General features: G+C 65.6%; 14 protein-coding genes. 7 read left to right on the top strand and 7 right to left on the bottom strand.

The features are described 5' to 3' along the window. Nucleotides 1-12: 12 nt before the first annotated feature. Complete coding sequence (locus AB0N05_RS06665) at nucleotides 13-1566, bottom strand: VWA domain-containing protein (RefSeq protein WP_364688337.1); 1554 nt, start codon at nucleotides 1564-1566, stop codon at nucleotides 13-15. A 188-nt stretch (nucleotides 1567-1754) separates the two neighbouring features. Here AB0N05_RS06665 and AB0N05_RS06660 point away from each other — a divergent pair, with 188 nt between their 5' ends. The 3 genes from AB0N05_RS06660 to AB0N05_RS06650 are packed head-to-tail and all read left to right on the top strand — an operon-like array spanning nucleotide 1755 to nucleotide 3241. Further along, nucleotides 1755-2240 (top strand): methylated-DNA--[protein]-cysteine S-methyltransferase, encoded by a 486-nt coding sequence (locus AB0N05_RS06660; protein WP_364688335.1) that lies wholly within the window; start codon nucleotides 1755-1757, stop codon nucleotides 2238-2240. Further along, the gene (locus AB0N05_RS06655; RefSeq protein WP_364688333.1) at nucleotides 2230-2979 is read left to right on the top strand and encodes a 2OG-Fe(II) oxygenase; all 750 of its coding nucleotides are present in this window, start codon (nucleotides 2230-2232) and stop codon (nucleotides 2977-2979) included. Before AB0N05_RS06660 ends, AB0N05_RS06655 begins: the two co-directional genes overlap by 11 nt. 7 nt (nucleotides 2980-2986) lie before the next feature. Beyond that, nucleotides 2987-3241, top strand: a complete 255-nt coding sequence (locus AB0N05_RS06650; RefSeq protein WP_364689558.1) for an Ada metal-binding domain-containing protein — start codon at nucleotides 2987-2989, stop codon at nucleotides 3239-3241. Between the two features lie 91 nt (nucleotides 3242-3332). Here the strand turns inward: AB0N05_RS06650 and AB0N05_RS06645 are convergent, their stop codons facing one another. The 4 genes from AB0N05_RS06645 to AB0N05_RS06630 form a co-directional block, all read right to left on the bottom strand. Further along, on the bottom strand, nucleotides 3333-4661 hold the full coding sequence (locus AB0N05_RS06645) for a pitrilysin family protein (protein ID WP_364689555.1): 1329 nt from the start codon (nucleotides 4659-4661) through the stop codon (nucleotides 3333-3335). A gap of 71 nt (nucleotides 4662-4732) precedes the next feature. After that, the gene (locus AB0N05_RS06640) at nucleotides 4733-6994 is read right to left on the bottom strand and encodes a polyribonucleotide nucleotidyltransferase (RefSeq protein ID WP_364688331.1); all 2262 of its coding nucleotides are present in this window, start codon (nucleotides 6992-6994) and stop codon (nucleotides 4733-4735) included. A gap of 406 nt (nucleotides 6995-7400) precedes the next feature. Continuing rightward, on the bottom strand, nucleotides 7401-7670 hold the full coding sequence (gene rpsO, locus AB0N05_RS06635) for a 30S ribosomal protein S15 (RefSeq protein WP_364688329.1): 270 nt from the start codon (nucleotides 7668-7670) through the stop codon (nucleotides 7401-7403). A gap of 151 nt (nucleotides 7671-7821) precedes the next feature. Next, nucleotides 7822-8778: a bifunctional riboflavin kinase/FAD synthetase gene (locus AB0N05_RS06630; RefSeq protein ID WP_364688327.1), complete on the bottom strand. Its 957-nt coding sequence runs from the start codon at nucleotides 8776-8778 to the stop codon at nucleotides 7822-7824. 187 nt (nucleotides 8779-8965) lie between these two features. On the opposite strand from AB0N05_RS06630, the gene tnpB reads away from it, so the two are divergent. The 4 genes from tnpB to AB0N05_RS06610 all read left to right on the top strand — a co-directional run bounded on the left by tnpB (nucleotide 8966) and on the right by AB0N05_RS06610 (nucleotide 12799). After that, a complete protein-coding gene (tnpB, locus tag AB0N05_RS06625) occupies nucleotides 8966-10477 on the top strand; it encodes an IS607 family element RNA-guided endonuclease TnpB (protein WP_364688325.1) in 1512 nt (503 codons plus the stop codon). Between the two features lie 103 nt (nucleotides 10478-10580). Continuing rightward, nucleotides 10581-11243 carry a metal-dependent transcriptional regulator gene (locus AB0N05_RS06620; protein ID WP_364689553.1) on the top strand — a complete coding sequence of 221 codons (663 nt, stop codon included), beginning with the start codon at nucleotides 10581-10583 and terminating at the stop codon, nucleotides 11241-11243. A 75-nt stretch (nucleotides 11244-11318) separates the two neighbouring features. Beyond that, the gene (locus AB0N05_RS06615) at nucleotides 11319-11870 is read left to right on the top strand and encodes a LemA family protein (RefSeq protein WP_364688323.1); all 552 of its coding nucleotides are present in this window, start codon (nucleotides 11319-11321) and stop codon (nucleotides 11868-11870) included. Continuing rightward, entirely contained in the window at nucleotides 11870-12799 is a 930-nt protein-coding gene (locus tag AB0N05_RS06610; RefSeq protein WP_364688321.1) for a M48 family metallopeptidase, read from the top strand. Before AB0N05_RS06615 ends, AB0N05_RS06610 begins: the two co-directional genes overlap by 1 nt. Before the next feature lies 1 nt (nucleotide 12800). Here the strand turns inward: AB0N05_RS06610 and AB0N05_RS06605 are convergent, their stop codons facing one another. Both AB0N05_RS06605 and AB0N05_RS06600 read right to left on the bottom strand, forming a co-directional pair. Beyond that, nucleotides 12801-13532, bottom strand: coding sequence for an SDR family oxidoreductase (locus AB0N05_RS06605; RefSeq protein ID WP_364688319.1), 732 nt, complete (start codon nucleotides 13530-13532; stop codon nucleotides 12801-12803). Between the two features lie 86 nt (nucleotides 13533-13618). Then, nucleotides 13619-15343 carry a hypothetical protein gene (locus tag AB0N05_RS06600; protein ID WP_364688317.1) on the bottom strand — a complete coding sequence of 575 codons (1725 nt, stop codon included), beginning with the start codon at nucleotides 15341-15343 and terminating at the stop codon, nucleotides 13619-13621. Nucleotides 15344-15377: the final 34 nt, after the last annotated feature.

The raw sequence follows: 15377 nt of genomic DNA, 5'->3' as shown, positions 1-15377 counted from the left end.
GGCGGGCGGCCCTCAGTGCAGGATGCCCGCGCGGGAAGCGGCTTTGATCCAGGAGGGGAATTCCGAGAGGATGCGGTCGTAGAGTTCGGGGTCGCCGATCTGGTCGATGTCGTCCACGGCGAAGAAGCCGACATTGTCGACGCGGCGACCGGCCATGGTGTCGAGTTGTTCCAGGACGCCGTAGCCATTGCGGCTGCCGAGGCCGACGAACTGCCAGAAGATGGGTTCCTCGACCGCGGCGCGGAGTTCCTGTTCGATTTCGCGGTTCTTGTGGACGCCGCCGTCGGAGAAGAACAGGACCAGGGTGGGCACCGGCTGGGGTTCGCTCCGCACATAATGGCGGATCTGCGCGATGACCTTCTGCTCCTCGTTCTGAATGCCGATCTGGCGCATATCGACCTGTCCGGGTTGCAGGCGACCCAATCCGCGCCCCGGCAACATTCTCACCTGCCCGACCCGCACATGCAGTGAAATCCATTGCGGCAGTTGCGCGATGACAAGATCCGGCAATCTCGCGGCATTACTGGCGAAGGTCCACGCCTGCATCCACCCGTTCTCATTGAGCTGTGCCGCCACCGCCGCCATGCGCTCGACCACCCGGTGCACGACCTGCTTCTGATAGAGCAGGGACATCGACCCGGAGGCGTCCAGCACCAGGATCACCCGCGCCGTCAACCCCTGCGCGCCATGCTTGGCGAGACTGACCGCAATCTGTTCCTTACGCAGCGATAAGCGCTTTCGCATATCGATAGGCAGCTCCTCCTCCCCCTTGGTAAGCCGCGCGCCCGGAGCGCCGGAGACCGGCTGCGCGGGCTGGGCGTACGAGGCAGGGGGCGGAGGCGGCGCATACTGCGCGGGCGGGGGCGCATACTGCGCGGGCGGTGCCGGGAATTGCGGAGGCGGCGGGGCATATTGCGCAGGCGGCGCAGAGAATTGTGTGGCAGGCGGCGGGGCAAATTGCTGCGGCGCGGGCGGGGGCGGCGCTGAGAATTGCTGCGGCGCGGGCGGAGGCGGCGGCATGTGTGACCGCGCGGCTTGTTGCCCCGGGTCATCCACGGTGATCCCGAAATCCGTTGCCAGTCCGGCCAATCCGCTCGACCATCCCTGCCCGACGGCCCGGAACTTCCAGCCCCCGCCGCGCCGGTACAACTCCCCGCACAGCATGGCCGTCTCGCCCCCGGCGGCAATATCGAATCGGGCGATCTCGAACCCGCCGGACGCATCCAGCAGTCGCAGATTCAGTCCCGGCACCTGCCCGAACGTCCCGCTGCCCGCCGAGGCGCACAGCGCGATCCGATCGATATCCCCTTCCACCCCTGCGAGATTCACCTCGACCCCGTCGAGGCTCCCCTGCTTTCCGGCATAGCGCACCGCCCCGCTGGCATGCCCGGGCTGGTTGTAGAACACGAAATCGGCATCGGTCCGCACCCGCCCGGCCGAGGTGAGCAAGAGCGCCGACGCATCCAGATCCGGCACGCCGGGCCCTCCCGACCACCCCAGTACGGCACGGACAGCGGCAGCGGCGACGGGGACATTGGCCCCTTTGCTCAGACTCGTCACCCTCATGAGTGTGCCTCCATATCGCCCGCCGCGATACCGGGCCGATCCGCCAACCTGGCCGAATACGTCCGTGCACCAGCGAAAACGGCTCCGATACAGCACTCGAATGACGTGTCTGATTTCCGCCGGTGCCGGGCGCGCGGCTCGGGCAGATTGGTTGATGGAACACGAAGAGACAAGCGAAAGGACTTTCGATGAGCGTGTACACGAAGATCGACAGCCCGCTCGGCGAGCTGCTGTTGATCGGCGAAACCGACGCCGGGAACACCGTCCTCACCACTCTGGTCATGGCGGGCCACAAGGACTTCGCGGTGCGGGAGGAGTGGGTCGAGGACGCCGAGGCGTTCGCGAAGCACATCGCCCAGCTGCGCGCCTACTTCGCGGGTGAGCTCACCCGATTCGACTTCGACTACGCCAGCCGCGGCAGCGAATTCCAGCTGCGGGTCTGGCAGGCATTGGACGAGATCCCGTACGGCACCACCGTCACCTATGGCGAGATCGCTTCCCGTATCGGTGCATCGCGGGCAGCCGTCCGGGCGGTGGGCGCGGCCATCGGCCTGAACCCCCTGCTGATCATTCGCCCGTGCCACCGCGTGATCGGCGCGAACGGCTCCCTCACCGGTTACGCGGGTGGCCTGGAGCGCAAGCAGCAACTCCTGGAGCTCGAACATGCCGGGTAAATCGGCAGTCGTCAAGTCCGGCACCGGGTTTCGCACCGAATGCGAAACCCGGGTCGCCGGGCAGGATTGGGCAGCGCTGGCCCGTGAGCTCGACGAGCACGGGCACGCGCTCACCGGCCCGCTACTGAGCCCCGAGGAGTGCCGGGCCATCGCCGAGCTGTACGACCACGAACAGCTCTTCCGCTCCACGATCGATATGTCCCGCCACCGCTTCGGCTCCGGTCAATACCGCTACTTCACCCACGACCTCCCCGAAACGGTCCGCGACCTCCGAGCAGCCTTCTACCCGAATCTGCTTCCCATAGCCCGAGACTGGGCAACCAAGCTGGGCCGCCCCGGCACCTGGCCCGACCAGCTCGACGACTGGATAGCCCAATGCCACCGGGCAGGCCAATCCAAATCCGCCCAAATCCTGCTCCGCTACGGCCCCGGCGACTGGAATGCCCTACACCGAGACCTGTTCGGCGACATGATCTTCCCGCTCCAGGTGGTCATCGGCCTGGATGTCCCCGGCACCGACTACACCGGCGGCGAATTCCTCATGGTCGAACAACGCCCCCGCGCACAATCCCGAGGCGCGGCCATGCCCCTGCCCCAGGGCCACGGCCTCATTTTCACCACCCGGGACCGCCCGGTCCGCAGCACCCGAGGCTGGTCCGCCGCCCCCATGCGTCACGGCGTCAGCACCATCCGCTCTGGCCACCGCAGAACTCTCGGCCTCGTCTTCCACGACGCGTGATGTCGTGATGTACACCCTGCTCGGCCCGGACGGAATCCCTTACAGCAGTCCAACTCCCGGCATCCTCGGCGGCCACCGCCGCCTCAAAATCTACGGCCGCCTGGATTGCCCGTCCGCCCTACGAGCCCTCCCCCGAGGCCGCTACGCCACCCACCGCGTCTTCTTCCCAGACGAGCCCACCGCCCTATCCGCAGGCTACCGACCCTGCGCCACCTGCCTCCGCCCAAAATACTTGGAGTGGAAGGCAACCCACCCCAGATAGCACTTCACCCACATCCCCCGCACTTCACCCACCGAATTGCTTGCAATTTCGAAGGTGAAGAGAGGGAAATGTGGGTGAAGTCGATCAGTCCTCAGTCGACCAGGCGGCGGACCGTCGCGGGGAGATCCTTATTGCGACGGTAGGGACCCGCCACAGCCGCGCCGTAAGGGCGCGAAAGCAGCTTGGCCGCAATACGAGAGACCTCGTCCGTGGTCACCTCGTCGATGCGAGCCAGGGTTTCCGAAACGCTGCGGTGGTTGCCGTAGCTGAGTTCGCTGCGGCCGATCCGGTTCATGCGGGAGCCGGAGTCTTCCAGGCCCAGCACGAGACCGCCGCGCAGGGACCCCTTGGCGCGGGCGCATTCGGCGTCGGTGATGCCATTGGCCGCCACCTCTTCCAGGACGCCCCGGGCCAATCCGGCTACCGTGCCGAGGTTTTCGGGCTGGCAGCCGAGGTAGACCGAGAAAGCTCCGGTGTCGGCGAAGGTGTCGACGCTGGAGTACACCGAGTACGCCAATCCGCGTTCTTCCCGAATGCGCTGGAACAGGCGGGAACTCAGCCCGCCGCCCAGCACGGTGTTCAGGATCGACAGCGGCCAGCGCTTCTCGCCCTCATGCCGCCCGAAGGCCCGGGTGCCGAAGACCAGATGCGCCTGTTCGCTATCGCGGTGCATGCGAATCAGTTCCGGTCCGGTGCGCGGACGGAATTTGCCCTCGCGGCGGGGCGCGGGTTCGCGGCCGGGCTCCAAGCGATTCGCGAAGGCCCGGTGCACCAGTTCGACGGTGTGCTCATGCTCGATATTGCCCGCGACCGCGACCACCATGCGGTCGGGGCGGTACCTGCGCTGGTGGAACGAACGCAGTTGCGGGGCTTGCATTTCCTCGATGGTTTCGACGCTGCCGATCACCGGTCGCCCGATGGGGTGGTCGCCGAACAGGGCGGTGAGGAAGGCGTCGCCGACCATGTCCTCGGCATCGTCGTCGCGCATCGAGATCTCCTCGAGCACGACCTGCCGTTCGACGGCGACATCCTCGGCACGGCACAGACCGTTCAACACCACATCGGAGACGAGGTCGACCGCCATGGTCAGATCCTCGTCGATGACGTGCGCGTAGTAGCAGGTCTGTTCCTTGGCGGTGAACGCATTCAGTTCGCCGCCAACGGCATCCATGGCTTGCGCGATGTCCAGGGCGGAACGCGTGGGCGTCGCCTTGAACAGCAGGTGCTCCAGGAAGTGTGCGGCTCCGGCCACGGTCGGGCCTTCATCGCGCGAACCGACCCCCACCCAGACGCCGATGGATGCGGAGCGCACGCCGGGCACATGCTCGGTCACCACCCGCAGCCCGCCGGGCAGCACGGTTCGCCGCACACCGGTATCGGCAAGCGGGGCATCGGTCACGGGGCTCTGGCTCACGACCAGAGAAGAACCCCCTTGCTCCGCGATCGGGAGCAAGGGGGATTCCGACTTCTTCTTCGTCACACAGACAGTTTCTACTCGGCGCTGGCCTCGACCGCAGCAGAGGTCTCGGAGTTGTCCGCATCCTCGTCCACGGGCACCAGCGAGATCTTGCCGCGGTTGTCGATATCGGCGATCTCGACGCGCAGCTTGTCACCGACGTTGACCACGTCCTCGACCTTGGCGACGCGCTTGCCGTTGCCCAGCTTCGAGATGTGGACCAGACCGTCGCGGCCCGGCAGCAGGGAAACGAACGCACCGAAGGCGGTGGTCTTGACGACCGTGCCCAGGAAGCGCTCGCCGACCTTCGGCAGCTGCGGGTTGGCAATGGCGTTGATCATGTCGATCGCGGCCTGGGCCGACGGGCCGTCCGTCGCACCGACGAACACGGTGCCATCATCTTCGATCGAGATGTTGGCGCCGGTCTCCTCGGTGATCTGGTTGATCACCTTGCCCTTGGGTCCGATGACCTCGCCGATCTTGTCGACCGGGATCTTGATGGCGGTGACGCGCGGAGCGTAGGGGCTCATCTCGTCCGGGATGTTGATGGCCTCGGCCATGACATCCAGGATGGTGAGACGGGCGTCCTTGGCCTGGTTCAGCGCACCGGCCAGCACCTGCGACGGGATGCCGTCGAGCTTGGTGTCCAGCTGGAGAGCGGTCACGAACTCGGGGGTACCGGCGACCTTGAAGTCCATGTCACCGAAGGCGTCTTCGGCGCCCAGGATGTCGGTCAGCGCGACGTAGCGGACCTCGTCCTCACCCTTGTCGTTCTTGACGGTGTCGGACACCAGGCCCATGGCGATACCGGCGACGGGGGCCTTGAGCGGCACACCGGCGTTCAGCAGCGACAGGGTCGAGGCGCAGACCGAGCCCATCGAGGTGGAACCGTTGGAGGACAACGCCTCCGACACCTGACGGATGGCGTACGGGAACTCTTCCTGCGACGGCAGCACCGGCATCAGGGCACGCTCGGCGAGCGCGCCGTGGCCGATCTCGCGGCGCTTCGGCGAACCGACGCGGCCGGTCTCACCGGTGGAGTACGGCGGGAAGTTGTAGTGGTGCATGTAGCGCTTGGACTTCTCCGGGCCGAGCGAGTCGACCTGCTGCGCCATCTTCACCATGTCGAGAGTGGTGACACCCATGATCTGGGTCTCGCCACGCTCGAACAGCGCCGAACCGTGGGCGCGCGGAACCACCGCGACCTCGGCCGACAGCGCACGGATGTCCGCCAGGCCACGGCCGTCGATGCGGAAGCTGTCGGTCAGGATGCGCTGGCGCACAAGCTTCTTGGTGACCGAGCGGAACGCCGCGCCGATCTCCTTCTCGCGACCCTCGAAGGTCTCCGACAGGCTGGACAGCACGGCGAGCTTGATCTCGTCGATCTTCTCTTCGCGCTCATGCTTGCCCGCGATGGACAGCGCCTCGTTCAGCTCCGACTTGGCGGTGCCGAGCACGGCCTCGAACACGTCGGACTGGTACGGCAGGAAGACCGGGAAATCGCCGGTCGGCTTGGCAGCCAGGGCGGCCAGATCCGACTGCGCCTTGCACAGGCGGGCGATGAACGGCTTGGCGGCCTCGAGGCCCTCGGCCACAACGGCTTCGGTCGGCGCCTGGGCGCCCGCCTCGATGAGCGACAGCACGTGGGTCGGCGCCTCGGCCTCGACCATCATGATGGCGACGTCACCCTCGACCACGCGGCCGGCGACGACCATGTCGAACACGGCGCCTTCCAGCTGCTCGACGGTCGGGAAGGCGACCCACTGGCCCTCGATCAGCGCGACACGCACGCCGCCGACGGGACCGGAGAACGGCAGGCCCGCGATCTGGGTGGACGCCGACGCCGCGTTGATCGCGACCACGTCGTACAGATCCTTCGGATCCAGCGACATGACGGTCACGACGACCTGGATCTCATTGCGCAGACCGTCGACGAAGGACGGGCGCAGCGGCCGGTCGATCAGGCGGCAGGTCAGGATCGCGTCGGTGGAGGGGCGGCCCTCACGACGGAAGAACGAGCCCGGGATGCGACCCGCGGCGTACATGCGCTCCTCGACGTCCACCGTCAGCGGGAAGAAGTCGAACTGATCCTTGGGGTGCTTGGAGGCCGTGGTGGCCGACAGCAGCATGGTCTCGTCATCGAGGTAGGCGACCACGGAACCCGCGGCCTGCTTGGCCAGACGGCCGGTCTCGAAACGGATGGTGCGAGTGCCGTAGCTGCCGTTGTCGATAAGGGCGACGGACTCGATCACGCCGGGTTCGACCTCGACGGCCGAACTGGTAGTGGTATCGGACATTTTTCTCTTCTCAACCTCTCGTCTTCGCCGGATCGTGCGCGTACGTTGTGCGCGCGATTCGGCTGTCGTCAGCCGTACCCTGCATGGACGTGCAGCAACCCTCCTGGCTACTGCATGCACACCCGGTCCGATCCCCCTTGGAATGCGGCGACGCAGAGGCGGTCATCGATCGAAGCTCTCCGGCTGCGCTGGTTTCCTCTTTTACTGCTGCGCATCGAAAAGCCACTACCGAAGACCGACGCCACGCGACGGATGCATACGGCTTGTTTGTAGCAAACGTGCACGCTGCCAAGTCTCCCCATTAGGAAACTTCCGCTGCATGCACGAAAGGCCAACGAGGAGATTCTATGCCTCCCCGTTGGCCGGTTCGTCAACTACCTCGGGTAGTCGGGTTGTGTCGCTGAAATCAGCGACGCAGGCCGAGACGCTCGATCAGCGAGCGGTAACGGTTGATGTCCTTGTTCTGCAGGTACTTCGAGAGCCGGCGACGGCGACCGATCAGCGCGAGCAGACCGTGACGCGTGTGGTGGTCGTGCTTGTGCGTCTTGAGGTGCTCGGTGAGATCGGAAATCCGCTTGGACAGCATCGCGATCTGAGCCTCCGGAGAACCGGTGTCAGTCGGGTGCAGGCCGTACTCGGCCAGAATGGCCGACTTCTGCTCGGTGGTCAGAGCCACAGAATCACTCCTGATTTTTCAGTCCGCGCTCGAATTCCGGACTGTATGACGAACCAGCCTGGTTGGGCGCCGCCGCGAACCACAGCAAACCCGACGAACCAGGTTACCGGACCGCTGAGCAGGAGCGTTAATCGGCCCCGGCCAGGGCGGGCTACTCGTCGACGGATGCCGCGGTGAGCACCTTGCGGGCCTGCTCGACATCGCGGCCGATGGCCTCCACCAGATCCTCGATGGAGTCGAACTTGCGCATGCCCCGCAGTTGCTCGACGAAGTCCACCGCGCCGTGCTTGTCGTACAGATCGCCGTCGAAATCGAGAATGTGCGGTTCGACCGTGCGATTGCGGCCGTCGAAGGTGGGATTGGTGCCGACCGAGATGGCGGCCATGCGGCGCTCGTGATCGCCGTCCTCGTCCAGGACGGTGAACCAGCCCGCGTACACGCCATCGGCCGGAATCGCGGCATGCATGGTCGGGGCGACATTCGCGGTCGGGAAGCCGAGCCCCTTGCCGCGGCCGTCGCCGTGCACGACCACGCCCTCGATGCGATGCGGACGGCCCAGCGCCTCCGCGGCCGCGGACATATCACCTTCGGCGACGCACCTGCGGATATAGGAAGAGGAGAAGGTGACGGCATGCTCGCCGAGCAACTGCACCCCGTCCACATCGAAACCGAGACGCCCACCCAGCTCCCGCATGGTGTCCACGGTACCCGCGGCCTGCTTGCCGAAGGTGAAGTTGTCCCCCACCACGACCTCGGCCACATGCAGCCGGTTCACGAGCAGCTCCTCGACGTACTGCTCGGGCGTCAGCTTCATGAATTCTCGGGTGAAGGGCATCACCACGAACACGTCGATCCCGAGTTCGGCCACCAGTTCCGCGCGCCGGTTCATGGTCGACAGCTGCGCCGGATGCGACCCGGGCCGGACCACCTCGACGGGATGCGGATCGAACGTCATGAGCACCGACGGAACGCCTCGCGCCGCAGCGGATTTCACCGCACGGTTGATGAGCTGGGTGTGACCGCGGTGCACGCCGTCGAACACACCGATGGTGAGAACACACCGGCCCCACTCCGCGGGCATCTCATCGAGACTTCGCCATCTCTGCACACCGGAAGCCTACGCAAAGCGCGTCACAGACAGTATTCGGCGGTGTGGATCTTCACGGGAGGAAGCATCCTGGTCACCCAGTGTTCACCGAGTTCCAGCAGGAAGTGCACGGATACGACGGAGGCCGAGCATCGGCTCGGAGACCCCGAGGCGGGGCGAAACCGAGCAGAGGATGTCGGTGCCTTCTGTGACACTGACCACCGTGCCACGACAGACGTCGTTCCGGTTTTGTCTCGACCCAACGGTCGAGCAGCAAACGATGCTGGCACGACACGCGGGCGCAGCCCGATTCGCGTTCAATCACTCATTGGCAGTCGTGAAGACGGCCCTCGCTCGCCGCCGCCGGGATCCGAACAGTGCAGTGCCTTGGACCGGATTCGATCTGCTCGATCATTTCAACAAATGGAAGAAGACCGCCGATGCGGGCCGCTTATGGGCCGTCGACTCGGCCGGTGTCGCGGAATTGGCCGAGATCGGTCTCATCTGGCGCGGCGAAGTCGTCCAGCAGGTATTCGAGGAAGCCGCGAAGGACTGCGCCGCCGCATTGGATGGGTGGTCGGCGTCGCGTCGAGGCACCCGTCGTGGGAAGAGGGTGGGTTTTCCAAAGTTCAAGAAGAAGGCGACAGCGGCACCCTCGTTCCGATTGCGCAACAAGCATTCCAAGAACGGGATCGCGCGGATCCGGATCGGGGAACAGCATCCGCGTTCGGTAACCCTGCCGCAGATCGGGGTGCTCCGGGTGCACGATGACACCCGCCGCCTGTGCAGGCTGCTTGACAAGGGGCGCGCCCGGATCTTGTTCGCCACCATCACTTTCCGGGCGCACCGCTGGTGGATCAGCATCAACGTGGAAGCAGCCGACCTGCATCCGGCACAGCAGCATCCCGCCCGTCCGACCGATGACCACACCGGTTGGGTGGGTGTGGATGTCGGCCTGTCAGCTTTTGTGGTCGTGGCGACCGTCGATGGGCATGAGGTCGCCCGTGAATCAAACCCGCCGAAGGCCCTGGCAGCCGGGGTGCCCCGGCTGCGCATCCTGTCGAAGAAGCTGTCCCGCAAGCAGAAAGGATCGAAGAACCGCCGCGAGGCCGCCACTCAGCTTGCGCGCCATCATCACCATATTGCGAATGTGCGCAAGCACTACCTGCACAAGGTCACCAACGGGCTGGTCAAGACCCACGACCGGATCGTCATCGAGATCTTGAACATCGCGGGCATGCTGCGCAATCGGTACCTGTCCCGCGCGATCGGCGACGCCGGCTGGGGCGAATTCGCCCGCCAGCTCCGATACAAGGCCAACTGGCGCGGCGCACAAATCGCATCCGCACCACGCTGGTTCCCTTCCAGCAAGACTTGTTCGAACTGTGGGCGAGTAGATCCTGATTTATCGCTGGCCGATCGAGTCTATCGATGCCGACGGTGCGGGCTTGCCATCGATCGCGACCTCAACGCAGCGATCAATCTCGCTCGCTGGGGCACGCGCCAGAACGAAAACCAGATTCGAACCCCGGACCCCCAAGTAGGAGGCCGGGTTACCAACGCCCACCGACGGCCCGACTTGCCTCGTCACCCTGCGCGTGACACGGCAACCGGTTCGAATGACGTGGGAACCGACAGTCCACCCGCATCCGCAGGTAGGACCCGACGAAGCCCGAGAAGGGCCGTATCCGCGCAACACCAGTTGTCGGACACGCTTTAAGCTCGGAGACGTGCCCGGAAAACGAGACATCGCCACGCGCCGAGAGCTGGCCGATACGTCTGCACCTTCCGAACTGAATGGAACCGTCGCCACGGCGACGAGCATCGCTCCGGAACTGTCGTCGGTCGCCCAGGATTATTTGAAGGTGATCTGGACGGCGCAGGAGTGGTCGCAGGAAAAGGTGACCACCAAGCTGCTCGCCGAGCGGATCGGGGTGTCCGCGTCGACGGTGTCCGAGGCCGTGCGCAAGCTGGCGGATCAGGGGCTGGTCGAGCATGCGCGGTATGGGGCGATCACGCTCACCGTGCAGGGCCGCCGGGCCGCGATCGCCATGGTGCGCCGGCATCGGCTGATCGAGACCTTCCTCGTCAATGAGCTCGGGTACGGGTGGGACGAGGTGCATGACGAGGCCGAGGTGCTCGAGCATGCGGTCTCGGAGACGCTCATGACGCGCATAGACGCCAAGCTCGGGCATCCGGATCGGGATCCGCACGGGGATCCGATTCCCTCCGTGGATGGTGCGGTGCCGACGCCGCCCGCGCGGCAGTTGAGTGATTTCGGGGCGGGTGAATCCGGCACGGTGGCACGGATTTCCGATTCGGATCCGGCCATGCTGCGGTATTTCGATTCGCTCGGCATTGCCTTGGACACGCCGATCGCGGTGGTGGAGCGGCGGGATTTCGCGGGGACCATCGCGGTGCTCGTGGAGGACCGGACCATCGACCTCGGCAGTATTGCCGCCGAGGCCATCTGGCTGACCACGTAATACCGTCCGGGCTTTTAGATAACACGTTGGGTGATATTGCCCGGCTATAACAAACCGCTGGGTACAGTTTTCGCCATGACAGCCCTCATCGTGGTGTTGGTGCTGGTGGTTCTTCTCGCGGGTTACGCGATCCTCACATACAACGGACTCGTCGGCGCGCGGAACAAGGTCGACAATGCCTGGGCGCAGATCGATGTCCAGCTGAAGCGGCGGCACGATCTGATTCCCAATCTGGTGGAGACCGTCAAGGGTTATGCGACGCATGAGAAGGAAACCCTGGAACGGGTCGTCCAGGCGCGCAATGCCACTCTTTCCGCGACCGGTCCCGCCGAACAGGCCCAGGCCGAGAACATGCTGTCGGGCGCGCTGAAGTCCCTGTTCGCGCTGGCCGAGGCATACCCGGATCTGAAGGCGAACCAGAACTTCCTCAACCTGCAGGAAGAACTGACCGGCACCGAAGGGCGGATCGCCTACGCCCGGCAGTTCTACAACGACTCGGTCTACAAGTACAACACCAAGATTCAGAGCTTTCCCGCCAATGTCATCGCGGGCCGATTCGGATTCGCGCCGCGCGAATTCTTCAATACCGACGATGCCGAGCGCGGCCCCGTCACCGTGCAGTTCTGATGTTCGATGAGGTCGTATCCAATAAGCGCCGCAGTTGGGTACTGACAATCGGATTCGCGCTCTTCGTCGCGCTCGTGGCCGCGGCGGCGATCTATCTGGTGGGTTATGGCGGGCCGTATGTGGTGATCGCGGCGGTCGTGATTTCGATCGGGTCGAGCGTCGTCGCCTATTGGACCTCGGACAAGGTCGCGCTGCGGGTGAGCCGGGCCCGGCCCGCCTCGGTGGAGGAATTCCCGCAGCTGCACAACATTGTCGAGGGGCTATGCCTGGCCGCCGGAATGCCCAAGCCCCGGCTCTATGTGGTCGACGATCCGGCACCGAATGCCTTCGCCACGGGCCGCAATCCGGAGCACGCCGCCGTCGCGGCCACCACCGGACTGCTGGAGAAGATGAATCGCGATGAGCTGGAAGGCGTGCTGGCGCACGAGCTTTCGCATGTGCGGAACTACGACATCCTGGTGTCGACACTCGCGGTGACCATGGTCGGCGTGGTCGTGGTGCTGGCCGATCTCGCGGTGCGCATGCAGTGGTGGGGCATGGGGCGCAATACGCATCGGGATTACGACCAGAACCGGGGCGGCAATGATGGCGGGCTGGGCATCATCATCGCCATCCTCGGTTTCCTGCTGCTGGCGCTCGCGCCGTTGATCGCGCAGCTCTTGCAATTCGCGGTCGGCCGTCGCCGCGAAACCCTGGCCGATGTCTCCGGAGTCGAATTGACCCGCTATCCGCAGGGTTTGATCTCGGCCCTGGAAAAGCTGCGCGACGATTCGACCGTGGTGCACGCGACTACCCACGCCACCGCGCACCTGTGGATCGAGGAGCCCGCCGCGCAAACACCGGCGGCGGGCAAGATCTCCTGGATCAACCGCATGTTCTCCACTCACCCGCCGATCGACGAGCGCATCGCTCTGCTGCGCGGTATGTAGCTCAGACCAGGCGGTGACCGCCGTCCACGTGCAGGACGGTGCCGGTGATGAACTGGCTGCGCAGCAGCGAGAGCACGGCTGCCGCAATGTCTTCCGGCTGCCCGAGTCGTCCGGCCGGAAGGCGGTCGGCCATGGCGCGCAGGCGCTCGGCCTTGTCCTCCCAGGCCACCTTGTCCCAGGCCGTGGTCTGGACCCAGCCCGGCGAAACCACATTGACCCGAATGGGGCCGAGTTCGACGGCGAGGGCGCGGGCCAGACCCTCGAGAGCGGCATTCACCGAGGCGACCATCGCGCCGCCTGCCGACGGGCGGTAGGCGGCAATGCCGGAGGTGAAGGTGAGCGAGCCGCCCGGGGCGATCCTGGCGTGCTTGGCCAGCAGCATGGAGCCGATGAGCTTGCTCTCGACGATGCCGCGGCCGTTCGCGAAGTCGAAGTCGCGAATCGGGCCGTAGCTGCCGACCAGGTTGGCGGCGGTGCTGATCACGTGGTCGACCTCGCCGACCGTGTCGAACAGGCGGGCCACCTGCTCCTCCTCGGCGACATCGGCGGCAATGGCATTGAGCTTGCCATCGCCGAGTTCGCGCACGGCATCGGCCAGGCGTTCGGGCGAGCGGCCGACAATGGTCACCTCACTGCCCGCCGCCAGCAGTGCGTCGGCGATGGCCTGGCCCATTCCGGAGCCGCCGCCCACTACCACCGTGCGGCCGAAGTTCTCGAATTCGTTGTGTGTCATGCCTTTCAGCAAACCGGCAGCGGGCGTGCCGGTCCACGACGCGCTGTCGAATCCGCGTGAGCCGCGGGCTAACACCGCAGGTGGGGCTATCGGGCGGCCAGGAAGGTTCCCGCATGCAGGGTGGTGCCGAAACCTTCAGCGAATTCACCGTATTCGTAGAGGAGGTGCCCGCCCACAATGGTGGCGGCAACCGCGCGGTCATTGCGATTGACCATGCGATCCAGGCCCGGAATGCCGGGGAACGGGGCTTCGGCGTAGGCGCTGCTGGAGCCGTCGAAGCCGGTGGGGTCGATGACGGCGATATCGGCGCGAGCGCCCTCGGCCAGTCGGCCCGCGTCCAGGCCGTACCAGTCGGCGAGCTCACCGGTGAGCCGGTGAATCGCGGCCTCGAGGCTCATGAAGCCGCGCTGATGCACGCGTTCGAGCATGCGCAGCCCGAAGTTGTAGAAGGCCATATTGCGCAGGTGCGCACCGGAATCGGCGAAGCCGACCTGGAGCATTGGCGAGGTCTGCAACCGGTCCAGCACGTCCTCGCGATCATTGGCGATGACCGTGCGCCAGCGCAGCTTGGCACCGTAAACGACGGTGAGATCGAGCAGCGCGTCGGCGGGATGGATGCCGCGCTCGTCGGCCACCTGACCGAAGGATTTGCCGACCACCTTCACATCCGGGCAGGACACGATCTGCGCGTCGTACAGGTCCCGATTCCACACGCGCGGCCCATATTTCTTGGTGAGGTCCTGGCGGAACTGCCGACGATAGGACTCGTCGGCGAGCAGTTCGCCGCGCTTCATGACATCGCGAATATTGAGTGCCGCGACGCCGGAACCGAATTCCTCGAACACCACCAGGTCGACCCCGTCGGCGTACACCTCGAACGGCACCGGTAGATGCTGCCAGCGGAAGGCCGCGCCGCCCACGGTATTCGCGATCCAGGCCGCCCCGGTGGCCGCGCGAGCGGTCGTGCGATCGGCCTTGACGTCCATGCCCGCGATGAGCGTGGTCTTGAGCGGCTTGCGGAATCGGCCCGCGCTCTCGGCGAAATAGCGGGCGATCTCGGCGCGGGCGGTCAGGTTCGGGGTGCTCTGATGAATCCGATCACGCTGGCGCAGAATCTCATTGAGGGCGCGGTACTCACCCCAGGTGGCATAGGTCGAGGGCAGCTGGCGGGTCGGGAATCGCGTGCCCTCCAGTTTGGAGAACGAGCTGCGAATCGTGGACAGACCCAGGAATCCCGCGTCCAGAGCCTCGGTGAGCATGGCGCGCATGCGATTCAGCTCGGTATCGGTGGGCCGGGCCTCGGCATCGACCGCGCGGCCCAGGCCCATGACCGCCACCCGCATATCCGAATGTCCGAGGAACGCGGCCACATTCGCGCCGAGCGGGCGTGCTGCGAGGGCCTTCGTATAGGCGTGCGGCCCGTCCCAATCCTTATGCTCCTTGACCGCCGAATGCACCGCGTCCCAGGGCAATGCCTCCACTCGCGCGAACATGTCCGCGCAATCCTCGGCCTCGGAGTACACCGTGGACAGCGAGCAATTACCGAACACCACGGAGGTGACGCCGTGCCGGACGGACTCCCCCAGCCCGGGATTCCCGAGCACCTCGGCGTCGTAATGCGTGTGCACGTCGAGCATTCCGGGCATGACCCATTTGCCCGCGGCCTCGATGGTCCGGACTCCTTCGGGCAGCAGCTCGGCGCTGATCGCGGCGACTTTCCCGTCGGTGATCCCGACATCCGCTCGCCGTGGCGGTTTCCCGGTCCCGTCGAAGACCGATCCCCCGCGAATCACCAAGTCGCACCGTGTCATCGCAACCACCTTGCCGGTCAGGTATCTGGTACTG

Origin of the sequence: Nocardia sp. NPDC051030, assembly GCF_040683015.1 — a bacterium.
GTDB lineage: Bacteria > Actinomycetota > Actinomycetes > Mycobacteriales > Mycobacteriaceae > Nocardia.
This window is presented reverse-complemented; position numbering and strand designations above follow the sequence as displayed.